This is a genomic window from Paraniabella ginsengisoli (assembly GCF_022513635.1).
Lineage (GTDB): Bacteria > Bacteroidota > Bacteroidia > Chitinophagales > Chitinophagaceae > Niabella > Niabella ginsengisoli.
Genome location: NZ_JAKWBL010000002.1, coordinates 440,016 through 457,075, shown reverse-complemented (window position 1 = coordinate 457,075; position 17,060 = coordinate 440,016). Strand labels below are relative to the sequence as shown.

Here is a 17,060-nt window from a genome sequence, read left to right as displayed (position 1 = left end):
TAACTAAAATTCTTTTTCTCCCATTTCACTTTGAGGTAGTGTGATTTTTCTATTTTTTCGAAGTAGATTAAACCCAACTGAAAGTTGTAGTTGATCTGGTTCGTAAATATAATTAGTTGTGGTATAAAAATCATTGCCCCAGGTACTAATGCGTTGCCTATTAGAGATCTTCATACCTCCATCAATATTCAGCCATTGAAACTGAAAATACCATCGCTTATCCTGTGTTGTTTTCTTAACGGTAAAATGAGGTGTTAAAAACGCACCGTCTTCTCCCTGCGCCGTTGCTCTTAGCGAAAGATAATTTACACTTAGCTGTAACAACCAACTTCGAGGCAGGCTAAACGATTGTGTGCTGTTGATACTATATACCCAACTTTGATTTTGTATGGGTATGTCTCCATTAAAAATGGTGCCTTTGATTTTGTATTTATACAAGTTCCCTCCAATAACAGTTTGCCACACTTTATTGATCTGAAGATTTAAATTAGTTTCAAATCCAGTTTGCGTTGCCCGGCCAGCATTGGTAAATACCCGATTCAAAATAGTATCTGCAAACACTTTATTCACTCTTTGAATAGGATTCTGTATGCGCTGATGATAAAGCGTAAAAAAGAAGTTACCCCCTGTAAAGTTTTGTTCTAAACCAACCTCAAAAGTTCCCGTAAATTCCGGTAACAAATTGGGATCTCCCTGCTCAAGCGTTTCTGAGTGTTCTCGTTCAGGAAAAGGATTTAATTCAAAATTATTAGTACGTTTAACGCGCCGGGTATATCCTGCTTTGATTGTACCTTTTTTCCATGCTGCATAACGCAACATAACAGATGGAAATAAATTGGTGAGCGATAAACGGCTTTCATCAACACCTTGCGAAAATTTCAACAACCTGTCAGACTGCTCTAATCTTAACCCAGCTGCGTAATTCAATTTATCAACCGAGCCATTGTATTGTAAATAACCAGAATGAATTTTGTTATTCACTTTTACATCACTGGAAAAAAGCGGATCTCTTTCATAATCATCCGTCCCATTTATTTTGGTAAGGTATAAAAAATCGCCATTTTGAATATCGTAACGATATTGATACCCGGCCTGCAATTCCCCATTTCCTATCTTTTTTGAATAATCCATTTTCGCTCTGTAAGCATTCAAAGGATTGGTGCTTGGATTGCGGGTATATTGAATGGTATCGTGTGTATTAGGATAATAAAGGTTCCGGTTTTGCGTTAGCCCTGACAGATTAGCCCGTTCAAATAATCCAGAAAAAATAATTTTAGAAGCATCGTTAAACTGATGGCTGTAATCAAGATTAAGTAAGGTAAATATGCCTTCCTTGTCTTGAGTATTGGCATTGTAATAAGTAAAATGAGAAGTATTACCAGTAGTGAAATTCTGTCGCGAATTATGATACAACAAATCGGCTTCCCTGCTTTGGAATTTTTTACCAATGTAAAAGCCGCTACTAATCGAGTTTGCTTTGTTGGGTTGAAAATTTAACGCAACCCTCGCGCCATAGTTATATCGTTTAAAACTCCTTTCTCCGGCAGAAGGAAAAGACGTTTTAATATTATCAATTATTGTATAAACATCTCCTTCCCTAAAACCTGCAATATCATTTCTTAAATAATTAGCGCCTGCATTAAAGCCCCATTTATTCTTGTTGTAACCAGCAGAAATATCCATTCCATAGCGTTGCGGATGGTTATATGTTTTATTGTCAAAATCGTTTATTGGAGGTGCACCACCCATTATATTAGCCTGAACCATCCATCCATCTTCAACCGCAGTTTTAGTGACAATATTTATAATACCACTTTTTCCATCCGCATCATAAGCTGCAGATGGGCTGGTAATTACTTCAATGTTTTCGATAGAACCGGCAATTGGCTTAGCACAAAAGCCGGATCGCCTTGGTTGGTTTGCCATTTAAAAGTACCAGAAAACTTGATGAGCCCCTAAAAAAATTTCACCCTGTCCATTTACATTAACAGAAGGAAGATTACGAATAGCATCAACTGCTGTACCGTTCGCTGCATTTCCATACTGCGAAAGCTTATATACCTGTCTATCTACTGTAAATGATACCGGGGCTTTTTTACCCTCTACAACAACAGCTGCTAACGAATAGGAAGAAGGTAGCAGAAGAATATTACCAGATTCGTACACCGTTAAATCACTGAAAGCAACTTTTATTTTTTTATTCTGATATCCTATACTGCTTAAGATTATAAAAGCTGGCCGTTTAGTATTTGGAACTTCAATAAAGAAATTTCCGGTATCGTTTGTTTTATCTGTAAAAATTAGTTTATTATTTGAATCAAAAACCTGAACACTGGCGCTTTTTACCGGCCCACCTTCTACACTGTCCCTAACAGCCCCTTTAATAGTAAAGCTTTGTGCCATGGTAACCTGAAAGAGCAGGATAGTTATTGAGACAAGAGCAAAACGTAAAATCATATATAAAAATTTCGGCGCGAAGATGACATAATTATTTTATTCCTTTACAAAAAGAGTCGAAATAAAAAACCATTTCCCAACCCGAAATTTGGATACAGAGTAGCAGCTGACCCGCATCATAAGGAAGATTATAGATAATTTAAAGAACAGGCCAGAAAGGGAAAGTACCCGGAAGTGAAAGCTCGGCGTCTTCGAAAATAAGTAAGTTAGAACACCATCTTGCTGAAGCCAAAAAGATAGACAGCATTTTAGCTAAAGCTAAATAAAAATATTTCTCGATACATTTAGTACACAACATACAACATAAGCGAATTTTTTAACAGATGTGACCATTTTGGGAGAAGCAAATCTCTCCATTTTTAATACAATACAACAACTGAACTACTACTGTCCGCCTGGCGTTACTCCATTGGTACAGTAATTGCATCTCCTATTGTTTCAAGAGATAACATTCTTTAAACCCTTAGTAATCTAGCGTATGATCAACAGTGATTTTATATTGGTCATAATGCAGTGTCTCAAATTTGGCTTGACATTGATGATCGTATTAATGTGAATCCAAAGTTGAGCATTAATATCTTTAAATACGTCTCTCTTTTGTAAACAGTAATACTTTTCCCTCTAAATCCTAAAAATATAGCCATGCCCAAGCAAAACCCACCTAAAAAAATATCAATAAAAAAATAAACGACCTTTTGAATAATGTGAGTGACGCCACCGAACAAACGATGACCACGGATCACGGAGTTAAAATAAATGATGATCACAATTCGTTAAGAACTGGCGATCGGGGCGCCACTTTAATGGAAGATTTTGTCTTTAGAGAAAAGATGACTCATTTTGATCACGAACGCATACCCGAACGTATTGTGCATGCGCGAGGGTCTGGCGCACATGGCACTTTCAAACTTAACACCTCTTTAGGGCAATATACTAAAGCTGGTTTTTTAAATGATACTGAACATGAAACGCCGGTATTTGTACGCTTTTCAACGGTTGCCGGTTCACGCGGCTCGACAGATCTTGCTCGGGATGTGAGAGGGTTTGCAGTGAAGTTCTATACTAATGAGGGCAATTTTGACCTGGTGGGTAATAATATCCCCGTTTTTTTTATACAGGATGCCATGAAGTTTCCTGATCTTATACATGCAGCAAAACCAGAGCAGGATAATGAGATGCCTCAGGCGGCTACAGCGCACGACACTTTTTGGGATTTTATATCCTTAATGCCTGAAAGTACACACATGATAATGTGGGCCATGAGCGACAGGGCTATTCCAAGGAGTTTGAGAATGATGGAGGGGTTTGGCGTACACACTTTTCGCTTCATAAATGAAAAGGGCCAAAGTACCTTTGTCAAATTTCATTGGAAACCATTATTGGGCGTGCATTCTGTAGCATGGGATGAAGCCCAAAAGATATCCGGTAAAGATCCTGATTTTCATCGACGCGATTTATGGGAAGCGATTGAACAGGGCAATTTTCCTCAATGGGAATTGGGCGTTCAGTTGGTGGCAGAAAAAGATGAACATAAATTTGATTTCGATTTGCTTGATGCAACGAAAATCATTCCGGAAGAATTAGTGCCTGTAATGCGCGTAGGTACTATGACCTTGAACAAAAACCCTGACAACTTTTTTCTGAAACAGAGCAGGTAGCATTCCACCCCGGGCATGTTGTTCCAGGTATTGATTTCACCAATGATCCTCTTTTGCAAGGCCGGTTGTTTTCGTATACAGATACTCAACTGTCCAGGTTGGGAAGTCCTAACTTTCACGAAATACCGATCAATCGTCCTGTTGTACCCGTTTATAATAATCAGCGTGAAGCACACATGAGGATGCAGATAAACAAAGGTAAGGCCAGCTATACACCTAATAGCATTGGAGGTGGTTGCCCGTATCTGGCAAAGGCAGCAGAAGGTTTCACCAGTCATCAGGAAAAGATAGACGGTCAAAAAATACGTGGAAGAAGCAAGAGTTTCTTCGATCATTTTAGCCAGGCAAAACTTTTTTACAATAGCCAGAGCGAACCTGAAAAGAATCATATAAAAGATGCCTTGAGTTTTGAGTTATCCAAATGCATTATTCCAGCAATTCGTGAACGGATGGTGAATAACCTTTCTAACGTTGACCTTGACCTCGCTTCATACGTAGCTGCAAAAATCGGTTTACCTCAAATCAAAAATGCCAAGCCTGTCGAAAATGGCGCAATTCCCGCCGACGGAAATCCTAAAGACTATAAGCCTTTGAAAGGAACTTCAAGCATCAAGCGGTCTGCTGCATTAAGTATGGCCGGTACAGTTAAAGATTCCATTGTAAGCCGGAAAATAGCTATACTCGCAACCGACGGGGTTGACGAAAAAGAAATAACGAAACTAAAAAAGCATTAATTGATGGCGGCGCCACGGCAAAAATTATTGGGCCCCGGCTTGGTACTATCAATAGTTCAGATGGCAGCCCCATTGCTACAGATATGACTTTTTCAACACAGCTTCTGTATTGTTTGATGCTGTTTATATACCAGGAAATGCTCAGCATGCTGAAGCTTTGTTGAGTGAGCCAGATGCTATACATTTTGTAAACGAACAATATCGACATTGCAAGGCTATAGGCGGTTCGCCAAAGGCTGAAAAATTTTTCGAAGCCACTTATGTAAGGAAGGGGCCTGGAATTACAATGAATGGAGATAGTCAAAATTTTATAAGCAATATTGCCCAGCATCGTTTTTGGGAAAGGGAAATGGAGCGTAAAGTGCCTGCATAGAGAACGTTTTCTTATTTTGACAGAATCTGAATGAATATTTTCTAGAGTATGCCTTATTCAATTTTCTTACTTTTTATAGTCATAATTTCAGGCACTGTCAGCACTTTTACAATGACATTTTTTGTAAAATTAGCTTCAATGGTTTTTTCCCAACGTTATTATGTACCTGCTATTCTGGGTAATGTTTTGCAATTGAAAAGCCACTCTCAAAAATTGTTGTTTGGAACAGTTATTCATTATACTATAGGAATAAATTTTGCGGCTGTATTTTTATATTTGTGGCATTATTTCCCCACTTTTCATTCATTTCCAACGGCGCTAATGTACGGCGCCGTTTGCGGAATCCTTGCTGTACTTGCGTGGAGCCTTATTATCTATGCAAGCAAATATACCCTCGTAAGCGAAGTTAAAATTTATTTGGTGCTGATATTTTTTGGCCACCTGATCTTTAGCGCTGCAATGTGGTTATTTGGATTCGGAGTTATTCATTAAGTATAGCATTAATTGCAGCATACATGTTGCCCGTAAACTATATGCCCTCAACCGTTGTCGACAATTTCACATATAACACATCTACCAGATCCCTTCAGGTTCCGCTATATCTCGGGCTCGATTTATGAATACAAAGATGTGCCTGCCGATATTTATGAAGAGATGAAAGGAGCATTTTCAAAAGGACAGTTTCTAAACGCTAAAATCAAAGGCAGGTATAGATACAAAAAAAGAATGAGTAACGTATTGGATGAAGATATTGCTACTACTATTTATCAGGTTCGCTTTTCTCAAGGTATTATCGGCTAGTATATTATTTTATAAAACCAATATAGCTAGTACTTAATAAAACTAAGATGGTATAATGTTTAAATCGTGCTGAATACGGGGCAGGTCACCAGAAGCATTCGTAATATTCCTTGTTCAAATTTCATAAACGTTTAATTAAGGAAACCATGCGTAGAAAAAGTTTTTTTATCGTAATAGTCTCAGCATTGTTTTAATGAGTTTGATGATCATTTTCCTCTGCGCGCAACTTATCACAGGTTGGAAAACAGACAATGAGCAGCGAATGGAAGAAGGCAGGCCCTCGCTACAGTTACAACAATATGTAAATAGCGGACATTTTATACAAGCAACCTTCGAAAACTGGGAAAGTGAATTTTTACAGATGATGTTGTATGTAGTATTTACAGTATTTCTTCGTCAAAAAGGATCAAGTGAATCAAAAGGTTTAGAAGGTGAAGAAGATGTTGATAAGGAACCTAAACCCCACCCTGCCGCGCCATGGCCGGTGAAAAAGGAGGAATTTGGCTTGACTTATACAAGCATTCTTTATCCATTGCTTTTGGCCTACTGTTCCTCCTGAGTTTTATTCTTCATTTTTATGGTAGCCTGAAAGAAAGTAATACAGAACGATTTGAAAAACATCTTTCCCTCGAAAGCTGGCAAGATTATATTACAGGTTCCCGCTTTTGGTTCGAATCTTTTCAAAATTGGCAAAGTGAATTCCTTGCAGTTGCAGCAATAGTGGTGCTATCAATTTGGCTACGCGAAAAAGGTTCCCCTGAATCTAAGCCGGTAGATATGGCACACAATGAAAATCCATAATTTAAAAAATACAAATGATAAACAAGTATGTACTTATTACAGGCGGCACACAAGGTATTGGTTTAGAACTGGCAAAAATATTTGCGAAAAACGGACATAACCTAATTATTGTTGCAAGACATGAGAATGAACTAGCCAAGGCAAAAATAAATTTGGAGGCTTTTGGGGTTGAGGTTATTACTATTGCAAAAGATCTTTTCAATCCTCATGCAGCTTTTGAATTATATCGGCAAACTACGGACAGAAATCTATTGGTCAACATACTTGTCAACAATGCAGGACAAGGATTATATGGACTATTTGAGAACACGGATATTGATCGTGAACTGGCGATTGTGCAACTGAATATTTCATCAACCATTGTTCTCACCAAATTATATCTGCAGGACATGTTAGTACAGGGAGATGGGCGAGTCTTGAACCTTTCTTCAATTGCGAGTAAAGCTCCCGGCCCATGGCAGTCAGTATATCATGGCACTAAAGCTTTTGTACAGTCTTTTACAGAAGCATTGAGAAGTGAGGTAAAAGAAAAAGGGATTGTTGTTACTGCGTTACTTCCCGGCGCTACTGATACAGATTTTTTCAACAAAGCAAATATGACTGAATCAAAAGCTGTGCAGGACAAAAGTAAATTGGCAGATCCTGCGGATGTCGCTGAAGCTGGATATAATGCTTTAATGAACGATGAAGATATGGTTGTTGCTGGTTTTAAAAACAAAATGAATGTAGCCATGAGCAACATAATGCCAGATAGCATAGCGGCTGATAATATGAAAAATTCGCAAAAGCCTGCAGAACAGTAGACAAAATAACAATATTATAAACTTTAAATCCACATACAATGAAAGCAGCAGTTATACATGGTCCCGGTTCCATCAAGTTTGATACCGTAGATGACCCTAAACTCCAAAACGATCGTGACGTTATTCTGAAAGTCACGTCCACAGCGATTTGTGGCTCCGATCTTCATATTTACTCCGGGGAATACCGCAACCAAGAAATATGGTACTTGGTCACGAATTTATGGGCATTATTGAGGAAGTGGGCAAAGGTGTAAAGAACCTTCAACGTGGGGATCGTGTAATTGTTCCCTTTCCTGTCGCATGCGGACAATGTTTCTTCTGCGATCACCATCTTCCGGGACATTGTGAAAATAGCAACCCGGAACATTACGGACCAGAAGGTGGTATTTTAACGGAAAAGGGTGGCGCATTGTTTGGATACACAGACTTGTATGGCGGTTATGATGGTGGTCAGGCTCAATATGTACGCGTACCCTATGCCGACTACGGACCTCGCAAGGTGCCGGAACAACTCACTGATGAGCAGGTATTATTTCTGACTGATATTTTCCCAACTGGTTACACTGGTGTTGACTGGGGCGAACTGAAAGGAGGAGAAAGCGTTGCTATTTTTGGAGCCGGGCCAGTTGGACTTATGGCCCTTAAATCAGCACATTTAAGAAACGCAGGTAAAGTAATCATTATTGATACGCTTGAATACCGCCTTACTAAAGCAAAGGAAGTAGCCGATTGTGTTACTGTGCATTGGGATGATGGCGCTAAAGACGTTGTGGCAGCAATACGGGATTTAACAGAAGGTCGCGGCGCTGATGTTTGTATAGACGCCGTCGGATTTGAACCCGACCGCAATATGTGGGATCGCGCGAAGGCTGTTATCAATCTTGAAAAAGGTTCGCCCAAAGTTCTGGAAGCTTGTATGAGTGCCGTACGCAGAGGAGGTATCGTATCGGTACTTGGGGTGTATCCTGCACATTACGATAACTTTCCGGTGGGACAATTTTTTGATAAAGGAATTATTTTAAAAGGCGGACAGGCTCCGGCTCACAAATACATAGATACACTTTTGAAGTATGTGACTGATGGGAAAGTAAAGCTGGACGATATCATTACACATCGGCTTTCTCTATCTCAGGTTGAACACGGTTATGAGATCTTTAAGCAAAAAGAAGATGGTTGTGTAAAAGTTGTATTGGATCCCTGGAGCTAAGCCAGCGAACTAGAAAAATATTTCGAAAGGCCTAAAAACAAGAAATTAAAAGCTCCAATCAATTTATAAAGAAAATAAAAAACAATAAATGAGGAATTAGAATAAAGATTACATATTTCATATTCATAGTAACCACCTCATCATTCTTTGAACAGATATTAATGAAAAGAGTATTTACTATAAGTTTCTGACAAACTTAACGGGTACTCTACTTATTCTCTTTAAAAGATTTAGTAACCCTGGTTAATGAGTTAATGGCATACCTATTATTATAGGTTGGAGCCTCTTTAACAGGAGGCTTTTTTATTGAAAAAGTGGACTGAACCAAATACTCAAATTCGGATTTCTATTTACTTTAGTACATGTTGAATAGACGAATATATATTTCGCCTCATAGCCAATACCCAAACCATTCGCTGTAATTGTAAAAAAACAACCTCATCTTTGAGAAAAATTTAGAATAACTATAAAATATGAACATCGTTACTCAAACCATCATTCAAACATTTTTCAAACACCAATCCGAAAGGAATTTAAAGGAATTGGGCGAGCTTTTTTCAGACAAGATTGATTGGTATATACCAGGAGATGAAACCAAGGCACCGTGGTTAGGTAGAAGAAGCAACAAGCAGGAAGTTTCAAAGTTTTATGAATTGCTATGGAAGAATACTGAACCTATTTCGGCACACATTGAGAATATTTTTATTGATAATAACAACGCTGTAATTGCAGGAGAATTCTCTACAAGAATGCTTCAAACAAACAAGATAGTTGACTCCATGTTTTTCATACAAATAACAATTCAGGATAATCTGATCATTAAATACAGATTATTAGAAGACAGTTTAGCCGTCTCAAAATCGTTGACTATTTAAAACCGGAACTTGAACGGCAAACATAAACGTACGTAACAAGGGTATTTGTAATAAGGCAGTTGATCAACAAATACTCAACTTCCGATTTCTATTTATCTTTAGTACAAAACTGAATAGACGAATATGTATTGCAATTAATCGCAAATAACCCGACGTAGTCAGAATTATTTATTGTCTTAAAAACAAAAGATTGATATGAAACTTTCTTCACGGGCGGAAAACATTTTGGCTCAAATCAATACTAAAACTAAATTAGGGGACTTACGGAAAATTGCGAAGGATATTAAAAAGGACCACGAACTGGCTATGGAACTATGGTCAACTGAAAGGTTTTTGCCCAGACAATTAGCCATCTTAATTATGGACAACAAGCTTCTTTCACAGGATTTGATCGATAAGCTTGATAAGGACATGCAGACTCATCCATTTGATGAGCGAAATCAGCTAATGGATTGGCTAATGGCCAACCAGCTCACTAAGGATAAAAAGACAATTACATTGATTCAATCCTGGAAAAATAGTCCGGCTTCACTTCAAAGACGCACCTATTGGTACTATCAGGCAAGATTAAGATGGACAGGTCAGGCACCGCCAGAAAATACGCCCGACTTACTTTCAGCAATTGAGACCAGTATTACCATTGAAGAGCCTGCAGTTCAATGGGCTATGAATTTTCTTGCAGGCTGGATTGGAGTTTATGAAAAAAGTATCGAAACAGGTGTGTCGCTCTTGGCGAGAAAACGGGTCTTTATAAAGGTGAAATGGTATCAAAAGGGTGTACGCCCAATTACTTGCCAGAGTTCATTGCAATGGAAAGTAACAAACGAAATATTTAATTACTTGTGACAACTGAATAACTTATGGAAACGGCAGTTTGTAACACAGAGTTGACGTATAAACTTAAAGCTTAATAATTCGATCAACTGTAGTGACAAAAAATTCCTTGATTTCCGAACGACTGCAAAACCCGAAATCACCAGGCACAATTTTAAAAGATAACCTCGAATGAAAAAAATCCAACGAGAATACATTCATATCATTATCTATCGTATTAAACAGCCTTATTTTCCCTGCTCCAAAACCAGCCAGGTATTGCCTTGTGCTGGTATAGTTACCGATACTTCAATCTCCCTGTTTACATTTAGTTGATATAATTTAGCTGGCTGTTCCTTAACAACGACGGACGCAGTTTCTGTCAAAAAAATCATTCATTTTACTAATCGGTTTTTATTCATTTCCATATCGCTCACTTCAGACATCGCCACGAATTGTTGTCGAGGTGGTTTTCAAATTAAGTTTGAAACACCAAAAAGCAACGGTGCTGGCCAGGTTACTATACTGCAGACTGCTGCTAATGATCAATACAATTGCTAAGACTTGTAAAATTTATATTGTAAGTACTGCTTAGAATTTCCAGCTCTTTCACTCGACGGGGCCGCGCTGTTTTGAAATATGCTATTTAACAAACAACAGAGTGTTCTCTCCTAAAAATTTGGATAGATGGCGTAAGATGACGATAATATTATGATGATTCCTAAAAAAACTCGTTAGAGGGCAAAATTAGCCTTATTAGATTCTCACGTTATTCGAATTAGTGCCACCTGATGATCAGAAAGATTTGGGAATTGTTACATATAAATAATTTACACAGCAATTTTTTTAGAACAGTCTGAGCATTTGAAAACCTCCATACTTTAATAAAACTAGTGTAAGTGACGGCAGATTACAGGCCTGAATATCTTTCGATAGGTTTATGATCGCTTACCTGATGCTGCTTTGCCACATAATGATAATCTTTTGTGGCAAAAATTCCCCAGATACTTTAAACAATAGGCCTCCTCTCTCGCTTAAAAGTCACTTTGATCGTGCGTTAAACATATTTTCTTATAGTTTAATCATACGGCATGGCTCTTGATCATCCTTATCAATATAAATATGGCGTCGACTTATCGTTTCCGCCAACAGTTAACGGATCGGAAGCAATCGCAGTAAAATTGCAAACTAAAAAATTATACAAATGAAAAAATGCTCTACTACTTGTAATTCATTTGCGCTTTGTACCGCTGCATGTAAAATTGGTAATAATAATTCAAAAGATACAGTCGAATATGATAATGAGAAATTTGACATGGCTCAACTTGAACACAATGTTACATTTTCAACGAACGCGACTAGCCCTTCAAATGTTGAAAAACTCCGACAATCTCACGGATCTCATCGCCAGGTAGGTGAGATGAAAGCAACCTAAATGCGATGATGTTGATGCAAGGAGCCCGGGAATACATCTTCATAATCACAATAGACTGATTCACTCTAAGACAGGTGCAGAACATTAACTCGTATCAAATAATTATTAAATTATAAATAAAAAGATTATGGGAAACAATAACAAATTCGAGGATATGGAAAACAGCGAGTTTCATAAGTTTTTTATTGAAGAAATAAAAGATATATATGGAGCTGAATTATCGTTGGTAGAAGCTTTGCCACGCATGCAGGAAGCAAGCACATGTGAAGAACTGTCCACCGCTTTTTCTAAGCATGCTGAAGAAACACAACAGCATGTGGAAACCCTGGAAAGCATCTTCGATATTTTAGGTGAAGCATCTGACAGTAAAAAATGTGAAGCAATGGAGGGCCTAATAAAAGAAGCAGAAAGTATCATTGCCGATACAGACAGGGACAGTTATACGCGCGATGCAGCATTAATATTAGCGGCACAAAAAGTCGAGCATTATGAAATTGCTACTTATGGTACATTAAGAACCTTCGCCAGGATCATGAGCCACATAGAAATAGCTGATTTATTAGAGAAAACGCTTGATAATGAAAAGACAACAAATGAAGCCTTAACGGAGATTGCAGAGAGCTTTATCAATTCCCGGGCAGCGACTGAATAAAGGCTCTCATTATAAGTCACTTGTTATAAAAATTTATACGGCTATTTTTAAACACAGATGTAAGAAATTCCGTTGATAAAAAGAATTTTAGTAGCATATTATTCACAGCATAGTTTTCGATAAAACGGTTAGTGTCTACTAACTGTTTTTTTTATTTTATAAGTTTAGCACTTTTGCTTTATTAAAAAGGTCGAAAAATCAGACACGGCTAAGTGTGCAAATAATAAAAGTCAAAACCACAACGGTTAAATTTGTGATAGCAGCAGAATAAGAAAAGTCTCGAACTTCATCTTTACAATTCAAAATATGTTACACGCAAAAACTAAAAAAATCATCTTTGTTGAAGACGATTACGCGATATTAGATGTCGCTAGTTTTATTTTTGAAAAAGCTGGTTATTGCCTAGCAATCTTTGGTACTGCCAAAAGTATGCTTAACAGCAACTTCCTGGATGCAGATATTTTCATTCTTGACAAACAGCTACCTGATATAGATGGCGTAGATCTTTGCAGGTTATTAAAGGCGGATAGCAGGATTATGCACGTGCCTGTGCTGATGTTATCAGCCAACCCTCAGATAAATATGTTAGCTCCTGAAGCAGGTGCAGACGGTGTTTTAGAAAAGCCATTTGAGATTAAAGAACTTTTGTCAATCATCGAGCAACTTACCTCATGAAACAATTTGTATTCATTTCGGAATGTTTAATACTCTTATAGGTTCCCCGCAACTATCTAAAATTGCTGATCAAATTCAATTTCATGTTACAAATGCGTACCGAGGCGGCTCTGTGTATGATTACCTTAACGGTAATATGAATATTAGTTATACTCTAGAGTACTTAAATTTGGATCACTTCTTCCCCTGAGCAGAGAGTGTTGTAAATGTACAATTGCTATTGGGATGAATTCATAGAGTTTTCAGACTATCCAGATCCTTCTGAGCAACGTTTTAATCAGCGACTTCCAATACTTTATTGAAGAAACGAAAGCGGAACATTTCGTGAACATGGTCCGGATGAATAAAATTTAGAACTATAGTTAGCTATATAAAGCAACCGCTAAATTTTTAGCTACGCTACGTTTATTTTTATTCACGAATAAAACCACATATGAAAGCAAGTCAATACTATCGATTTATCAGCAAATAAAATGGCGTTGCGTAGAAACACAATGCCATTGATTAAACTATCAAAACAGATTCTTTAAACGCTTACTCATACTATGCTATCAGGTTGCCAAATATGAATATTTGGAATTACCTAGATAGCTGATACTTTACCTTTCAGTGAATCGGCAATCAAACGTTGCATCTCCTGTGAAGTGCGATCCCAGGTATTGCCGTTAAGATAAGCATCTACTTTGTCAAGCGATGCTGAGCTAGGTGGAATTAGCAGTGTTTCTCCTGACTGAATGAATTCTTCTGCATCATTAACAATATGCACAAGCCCCAGGTCAGCATAAGAGTCTACCACATCTTCTATTGCTGTAGAGATCACCGGCTTACCAGCAGTTAAGCATTCAGCCGTTTTAGTGGGGCTTGTATACCTGGTGAATTCATTACAAGCAAGAGGCAAAAATGCTACATCCCAACTACTGATGTAGACAGGCAGCTCTTCATATTGTTTAGCCCCCAGGTAGTGTATATTAGTATCTCTCGGTAATACTTCTTCATCTATGTTTATAACAGGACCAATAATGATAAATTGCCATGACGGACGTTTACGGGCTACATCCCTTAATAAATTAGCGTCAAACTGCTCATCAATAACGCCGAAAAAACCAAACCGGTGGAACGGTATGTTTAACTGATCAGAAACGCCAGCCTGAAGTAGCCTGGCTTTTGAAAAATGTTGTTTATCAACGCTATCGGGAAAATAATGAATATTTTCTCTTTTTTTCAGGTTGTATAAACTCCTACAGCTAGTAAAAACCACAGATGAAGCAGCAATAAGTTCAGACTCCAATTCAAGCAGGTCCACCGACGTATTTTTAGAAGTTGATAATTCATCGATACAATCATAGATTATGGTTGAAGGATGAAGATGTTTGGTAAAACTGTAGGCAGTTGGTGTATAATACCAAAATGAATAGCTGCTAAAATTCAAACTCATTAGTAGCAATTCTAATAAATGCGCCAAGGTGATAGTTGCTCTTTCCTTATCATTCTTATTTAAAATAGGCGTTATTACGATCACTCCAGATTTATCAAGAGACATTTCAACTCCCTTTTTCAAGTCGCTGAATACAGGCTCTTCCACATATAATACATTGTACGCTTTCGCAATACGGCTGATAATGTGTTGCGGCCTTTGATAAACTAAATCCCACCTGAGATGAGAAAACACGATTAAATTGTTCTTTTCAAGCATATAAATATTGTCTGATATTTCTGACTGTCAAAGGTTTTCTATAAATCAGCATGAACAAAACAATACGTATGCCTAATAGCAATCATTTTATAAAATAACAAAACAAAAAACTGATCCCAGGCAGCGTAAGTGTCCTCTCTGACTATTCTATTGACATACAGAGCGTAATTGAGTTAGAAATCACATCATTTTTAGCGAAATGTTTACGATAAGAAAACATTAAATCTCTTTTAGCATACATCAAGTGGACATAAAACCACACATTGTGGAATCAAATGCTCATGTTTAGGACGTTATGGGATACTTAATTTTTATTTTTTTAATGCTTTTTATTTTGTTACTTACGGTACTCTATATACTATAACCCCTCCAAACCTTCATAAATGAAAAAGATACTCATCATTGATGATGATTTAGCAACCTGTAAATTACTTTCAACTTTTCTTACGCGGCATCAATATCAAACGGCAACCGCAGCATCGGGAAAGGAAGCTATGCGGATATTAAATATTGAAAAATTTGATCTTATTTTTTGCGACTACGTCTTAAACGACATACAAGGTAAAGAGATGTTTGAAAAAATAAAATCAGTTCAACCTGATGTTTCAGTTATTTTTATTACTGGCTATGCCAGTGTGCAGGTTGCTGTAGATTTGATGAAGACAGGCGCATTCTATTATCTTGAAAAGCCCCTTCTTCCGGAAAAAATACTAGAACTTATTGAAAGCGTTTTTAACAGAAAAACCACGGCTAATGATTCTCCAAAAGTCATACATACCGAAAAGAGTGAAACCTATGTGAAGGGAAACAGCGTGGCTGCAAAAATGTTATACAGCAACATAACGCTGATTGCCCCAACCAATTATAATGTCATTTTAATTGGTGAAACGGGTACAGGTAAAGAAAGACTGGCGCGTTTAATACATGAAGAAAGTTCACGCGCCTCAGGCCCTTACATTGCAGTTGATTGCGGGAGTCTTTCTAAGGAACTGGCCGCCAGCGAACTATTTGGACACGAAAAAGGCGCTTTTACCGGAGCTGAACAGTTAAAACATGGAGCGTTTGAATTAGCCCGCAATGGCACTATATTTTTAGATGAGATAGGTAACTTATCTTACAATGTACAGGCTTTACTATTAAGGGCCATCCAGGAACGCCGGATCAGAAAAGTTGGTGGCAGCAAGGAAGATCCTATTAATGTTCGCATCATTGTAGCTTCCAATCAAAACCTTTACACATTGGTGAAAGAACAAAAATTTCGTGATGATTTATTTCACCGCCTTAATGAGTTTACCATTATTGTCCCGTCTTTGCGTGAAAGGATTGAAGACCTACCCTCTTTCATAAACAATTTTGTTGCATTGGCGGAAAATGAGCTGAATAAAAATTTCGGCCCTATACCAACTTCCACCGTAGACATCATGCGGCATTATTCCTGGCCGGGCAATCTTCGGGAACTTAAAAATTTCATCAATCGCATGTGCCTGTTTACGCCTGATGGTAGTAGTATTAATCCGGATATTTTGAAAAGTGAATTAGCTATTTTAAAAAATGAAGAAGAAAGCAATACATCTGAAAGCATGCCTGCTGAGCAAGAAACTAATTTATCAAACTTAAAACTGGTAACGCAGCAAGCAGAGTTTACTAAAATCATGGAAGTCTTAAAGCGTGTCAAGTATAATAAAACCAAGGCCGCTGCGATTTTGAATATCGACAGAAAAACGTTGTACAATAAACTAAAAGTAAATTAGTTCCACGGATATAAAATCGTTTAACCTTATTTTATTAAGGCATGCGATAAGATGGATATAACATAAGTTAGATTACATTTGAGTGTGTACGACAGCAGAAGTTTAAACATGAGTTAGCGAATAGGCAAGATCCTCCTGCCAGAAACGATTTTCTTAATATGTCGGACACCCAGACTTTAAATTTACTCTTCGGCCTGTAAACAAAATGTTTGATGTTAAGCCAGCTATTAACATGAGAAAAAATCAGGGTTGATCATATTGCTGTTTCGCTAACATGTTGCAAAACCAGGTTCCTTAATATATGAATTGAAAAAGGCTTTTCCAGCACATCG

Annotated in this window: 15 protein-coding genes and 3 pseudogenes; 14 read left to right on the top strand and 4 right to left on the bottom strand. The window is 37.6% G+C overall.

Going from position 1 to position 17,060, the window contains the following annotated elements:
* Positions 1-3: 3 nt before the first annotated feature.
* Entirely contained in the window at positions 4-1,926 is a 1,923-nt protein-coding gene (locus MKP09_RS13595) for an outer membrane beta-barrel family protein (RefSeq protein ID WP_240830536.1), read from the bottom strand.
* On the bottom strand, positions 1,927-2,457 hold the full coding sequence (locus tag MKP09_RS13590) for a carboxypeptidase-like regulatory domain-containing protein (RefSeq protein ID WP_240830535.1): 531 nt from the start codon (positions 2,455-2,457) through the stop codon (positions 1,927-1,929).
* 728 nt (positions 2,458-3,185) lie between these two features.
* Here MKP09_RS13590 and MKP09_RS13585 point away from each other — a divergent pair.
* The 10 genes and pseudogenes from MKP09_RS13585 to MKP09_RS13530 all read left to right on the top strand — a co-directional run.
* Positions 3,186-4,282: pseudogene (locus MKP09_RS13585) on the top strand (catalase); the annotation flags it as partial.
* A 9-nt stretch (positions 4,283-4,291) separates the two neighbouring features.
* On the top strand, positions 4,292-4,849 hold the full coding sequence (locus tag MKP09_RS13580) for a catalase-related domain-containing protein (protein ID WP_394801073.1): 558 nt from the start codon (positions 4,292-4,294) through the stop codon (positions 4,847-4,849).
* Between the two features lie 103 nt (positions 4,850-4,952).
* Positions 4,953-5,222 (top strand): annotated as a pseudogene (locus MKP09_RS13575) (type 1 glutamine amidotransferase family protein); the annotation flags it as partial.
* Positions 5,223-5,333: 111 nt separating this feature from the next.
* Positions 5,334-5,714 carry a hypothetical protein gene (locus tag MKP09_RS13570; RefSeq protein ID WP_240830532.1) on the top strand — a complete coding sequence of 127 codons (381 nt, stop codon included), beginning with the start codon at positions 5,334-5,336 and terminating at the stop codon, positions 5,712-5,714.
* A 54-nt stretch (positions 5,715-5,768) separates the two neighbouring features.
* Complete coding sequence (locus MKP09_RS13565) at positions 5,769-6,023, top strand: KTSC domain-containing protein (RefSeq protein ID WP_240830531.1); 255 nt, start codon at positions 5,769-5,771, stop codon at positions 6,021-6,023.
* 193 nt (positions 6,024-6,216) lie between these two features.
* Positions 6,217-6,824 (top strand): annotated as a pseudogene (locus tag MKP09_RS28135) (DUF6766 family protein).
* A gap of 14 nt (positions 6,825-6,838) precedes the next feature.
* The gene (locus MKP09_RS13550; protein ID WP_240830528.1) at positions 6,839-7,627 is read left to right on the top strand and encodes an SDR family NAD(P)-dependent oxidoreductase; all 789 of its coding nucleotides are present in this window, start codon (positions 6,839-6,841) and stop codon (positions 7,625-7,627) included.
* Positions 7,628-7,826: 199 nt separating this feature from the next.
* Entirely contained in the window at positions 7,827-8,834 is a 1,008-nt protein-coding gene (locus MKP09_RS13540; protein ID WP_240830526.1) for a zinc-binding dehydrogenase, read from the top strand.
* A 473-nt stretch (positions 8,835-9,307) separates the two neighbouring features.
* A complete protein-coding gene (locus tag MKP09_RS13535; RefSeq protein ID WP_240830525.1) occupies positions 9,308-9,709 on the top strand; it encodes a nuclear transport factor 2 family protein in 402 nt (133 codons plus the stop codon).
* A 195-nt stretch (positions 9,710-9,904) separates the two neighbouring features.
* Entirely contained in the window at positions 9,905-10,555 is a 651-nt protein-coding gene (locus MKP09_RS13530) for a DNA alkylation repair protein (RefSeq protein WP_240830524.1), read from the top strand.
* Positions 10,556-10,770: 215 nt separating this feature from the next.
* Here MKP09_RS13530 and MKP09_RS13525 read toward each other — a convergent pair whose 3' ends face one another.
* Complete coding sequence (locus MKP09_RS13525; protein ID WP_240830523.1) at positions 10,771-10,917, bottom strand: hypothetical protein; 147 nt, start codon at positions 10,915-10,917, stop codon at positions 10,771-10,773.
* 809 nt (positions 10,918-11,726) lie between these two features.
* Here MKP09_RS13525 and MKP09_RS13520 point away from each other — a divergent pair.
* From MKP09_RS13520 to MKP09_RS13510, 3 genes are all read left to right on the top strand, one after another.
* Positions 11,727-11,957 carry a hypothetical protein gene (locus tag MKP09_RS13520; protein WP_240830522.1) on the top strand — a complete coding sequence of 77 codons (231 nt, stop codon included), beginning with the start codon at positions 11,727-11,729 and terminating at the stop codon, positions 11,955-11,957.
* 127 nt (positions 11,958-12,084) lie between these two features.
* Positions 12,085-12,609, top strand: a complete 525-nt coding sequence (locus MKP09_RS13515) for a ferritin-like domain-containing protein (RefSeq protein ID WP_240830521.1) — start codon at positions 12,085-12,087, stop codon at positions 12,607-12,609.
* 306 nt (positions 12,610-12,915) lie between these two features.
* Complete coding sequence (locus MKP09_RS13510) at positions 12,916-13,284, top strand: response regulator transcription factor (RefSeq protein ID WP_240830520.1); 369 nt, start codon at positions 12,916-12,918, stop codon at positions 13,282-13,284.
* Between the two features lie 583 nt (positions 13,285-13,867).
* On the opposite strand, the gene MKP09_RS13505 is transcribed toward MKP09_RS13510, so the two are convergent.
* On the bottom strand, positions 13,868-14,977 hold the full coding sequence (locus MKP09_RS13505) for a glycosyltransferase (protein WP_240830519.1): 1,110 nt from the start codon (positions 14,975-14,977) through the stop codon (positions 13,868-13,870).
* A gap of 383 nt (positions 14,978-15,360) precedes the next feature.
* Between MKP09_RS13505 and MKP09_RS13500 the strand changes: the two genes are divergently transcribed.
* Positions 15,361-16,728, top strand: coding sequence for a sigma-54-dependent transcriptional regulator (locus tag MKP09_RS13500; protein WP_240830518.1), 1,368 nt, complete (start codon positions 15,361-15,363; stop codon positions 16,726-16,728).
* Positions 16,729-17,060 lie beyond the last annotated feature (332 nt).

What these genes read in the sequence shown, in the direction of transcription:
- MKP09_RS13595 (WP_240830536.1), bottom strand. Translation starts at nt 1,926, where the DNA reads ATGGCAAACCAACCAAGGCGATCCGGCTTTTGTGCTAAGCCAATTGCC.
- MKP09_RS13590 (WP_240830535.1), bottom strand. Translation starts at nt 2,457, where the DNA reads ATGATTTTACGTTTTGCTCTTGTCTCAATAACTATCCTGCTCTTTCAG.
- MKP09_RS13580 (WP_394801073.1), top strand. Translation starts at nt 4,292, where the DNA reads ATGAGGATGCAGATAAACAAAGGTAAGGCCAGCTATACACCTAATAGC.
- MKP09_RS13570 (WP_240830532.1), top strand. Translation starts at nt 5,334, where the DNA reads ATGACATTTTTTGTAAAATTAGCTTCAATGGTTTTTTCCCAACGTTAT.
- MKP09_RS13550 (WP_240830528.1), top strand. Translation starts at nt 6,839, where the DNA reads ATGATAAACAAGTATGTACTTATTACAGGCGGCACACAAGGTATTGGT.
- MKP09_RS13540 (WP_240830526.1), top strand. Translation starts at nt 7,827, where the DNA reads ATGGTACTTGGTCACGAATTTATGGGCATTATTGAGGAAGTGGGCAAA.
- MKP09_RS13535 (WP_240830525.1), top strand. Translation starts at nt 9,308, where the DNA reads ATGAACATCGTTACTCAAACCATCATTCAAACATTTTTCAAACACCAA.
- MKP09_RS13530 (WP_240830524.1), top strand. Translation starts at nt 9,905, where the DNA reads ATGAAACTTTCTTCACGGGCGGAAAACATTTTGGCTCAAATCAATACT.
- MKP09_RS13525 (WP_240830523.1), bottom strand. Translation starts at nt 10,917, where the DNA reads ATGATTTTTTTGACAGAAACTGCGTCCGTCGTTGTTAAGGAACAGCCA.
- MKP09_RS13520 (WP_240830522.1), top strand. Translation starts at nt 11,727, where the DNA reads ATGAAAAAATGCTCTACTACTTGTAATTCATTTGCGCTTTGTACCGCT.
- MKP09_RS13515 (WP_240830521.1), top strand. Translation starts at nt 12,085, where the DNA reads ATGGGAAACAATAACAAATTCGAGGATATGGAAAACAGCGAGTTTCAT.
- MKP09_RS13510 (WP_240830520.1), top strand. Translation starts at nt 12,916, where the DNA reads ATGTTACACGCAAAAACTAAAAAAATCATCTTTGTTGAAGACGATTAC.
- MKP09_RS13505 (WP_240830519.1), bottom strand. Translation starts at nt 14,977, where the DNA reads ATGCTTGAAAAGAACAATTTAATCGTGTTTTCTCATCTCAGGTGGGAT.
- MKP09_RS13500 (WP_240830518.1), top strand. Translation starts at nt 15,361, where the DNA reads ATGAAAAAGATACTCATCATTGATGATGATTTAGCAACCTGTAAATTA.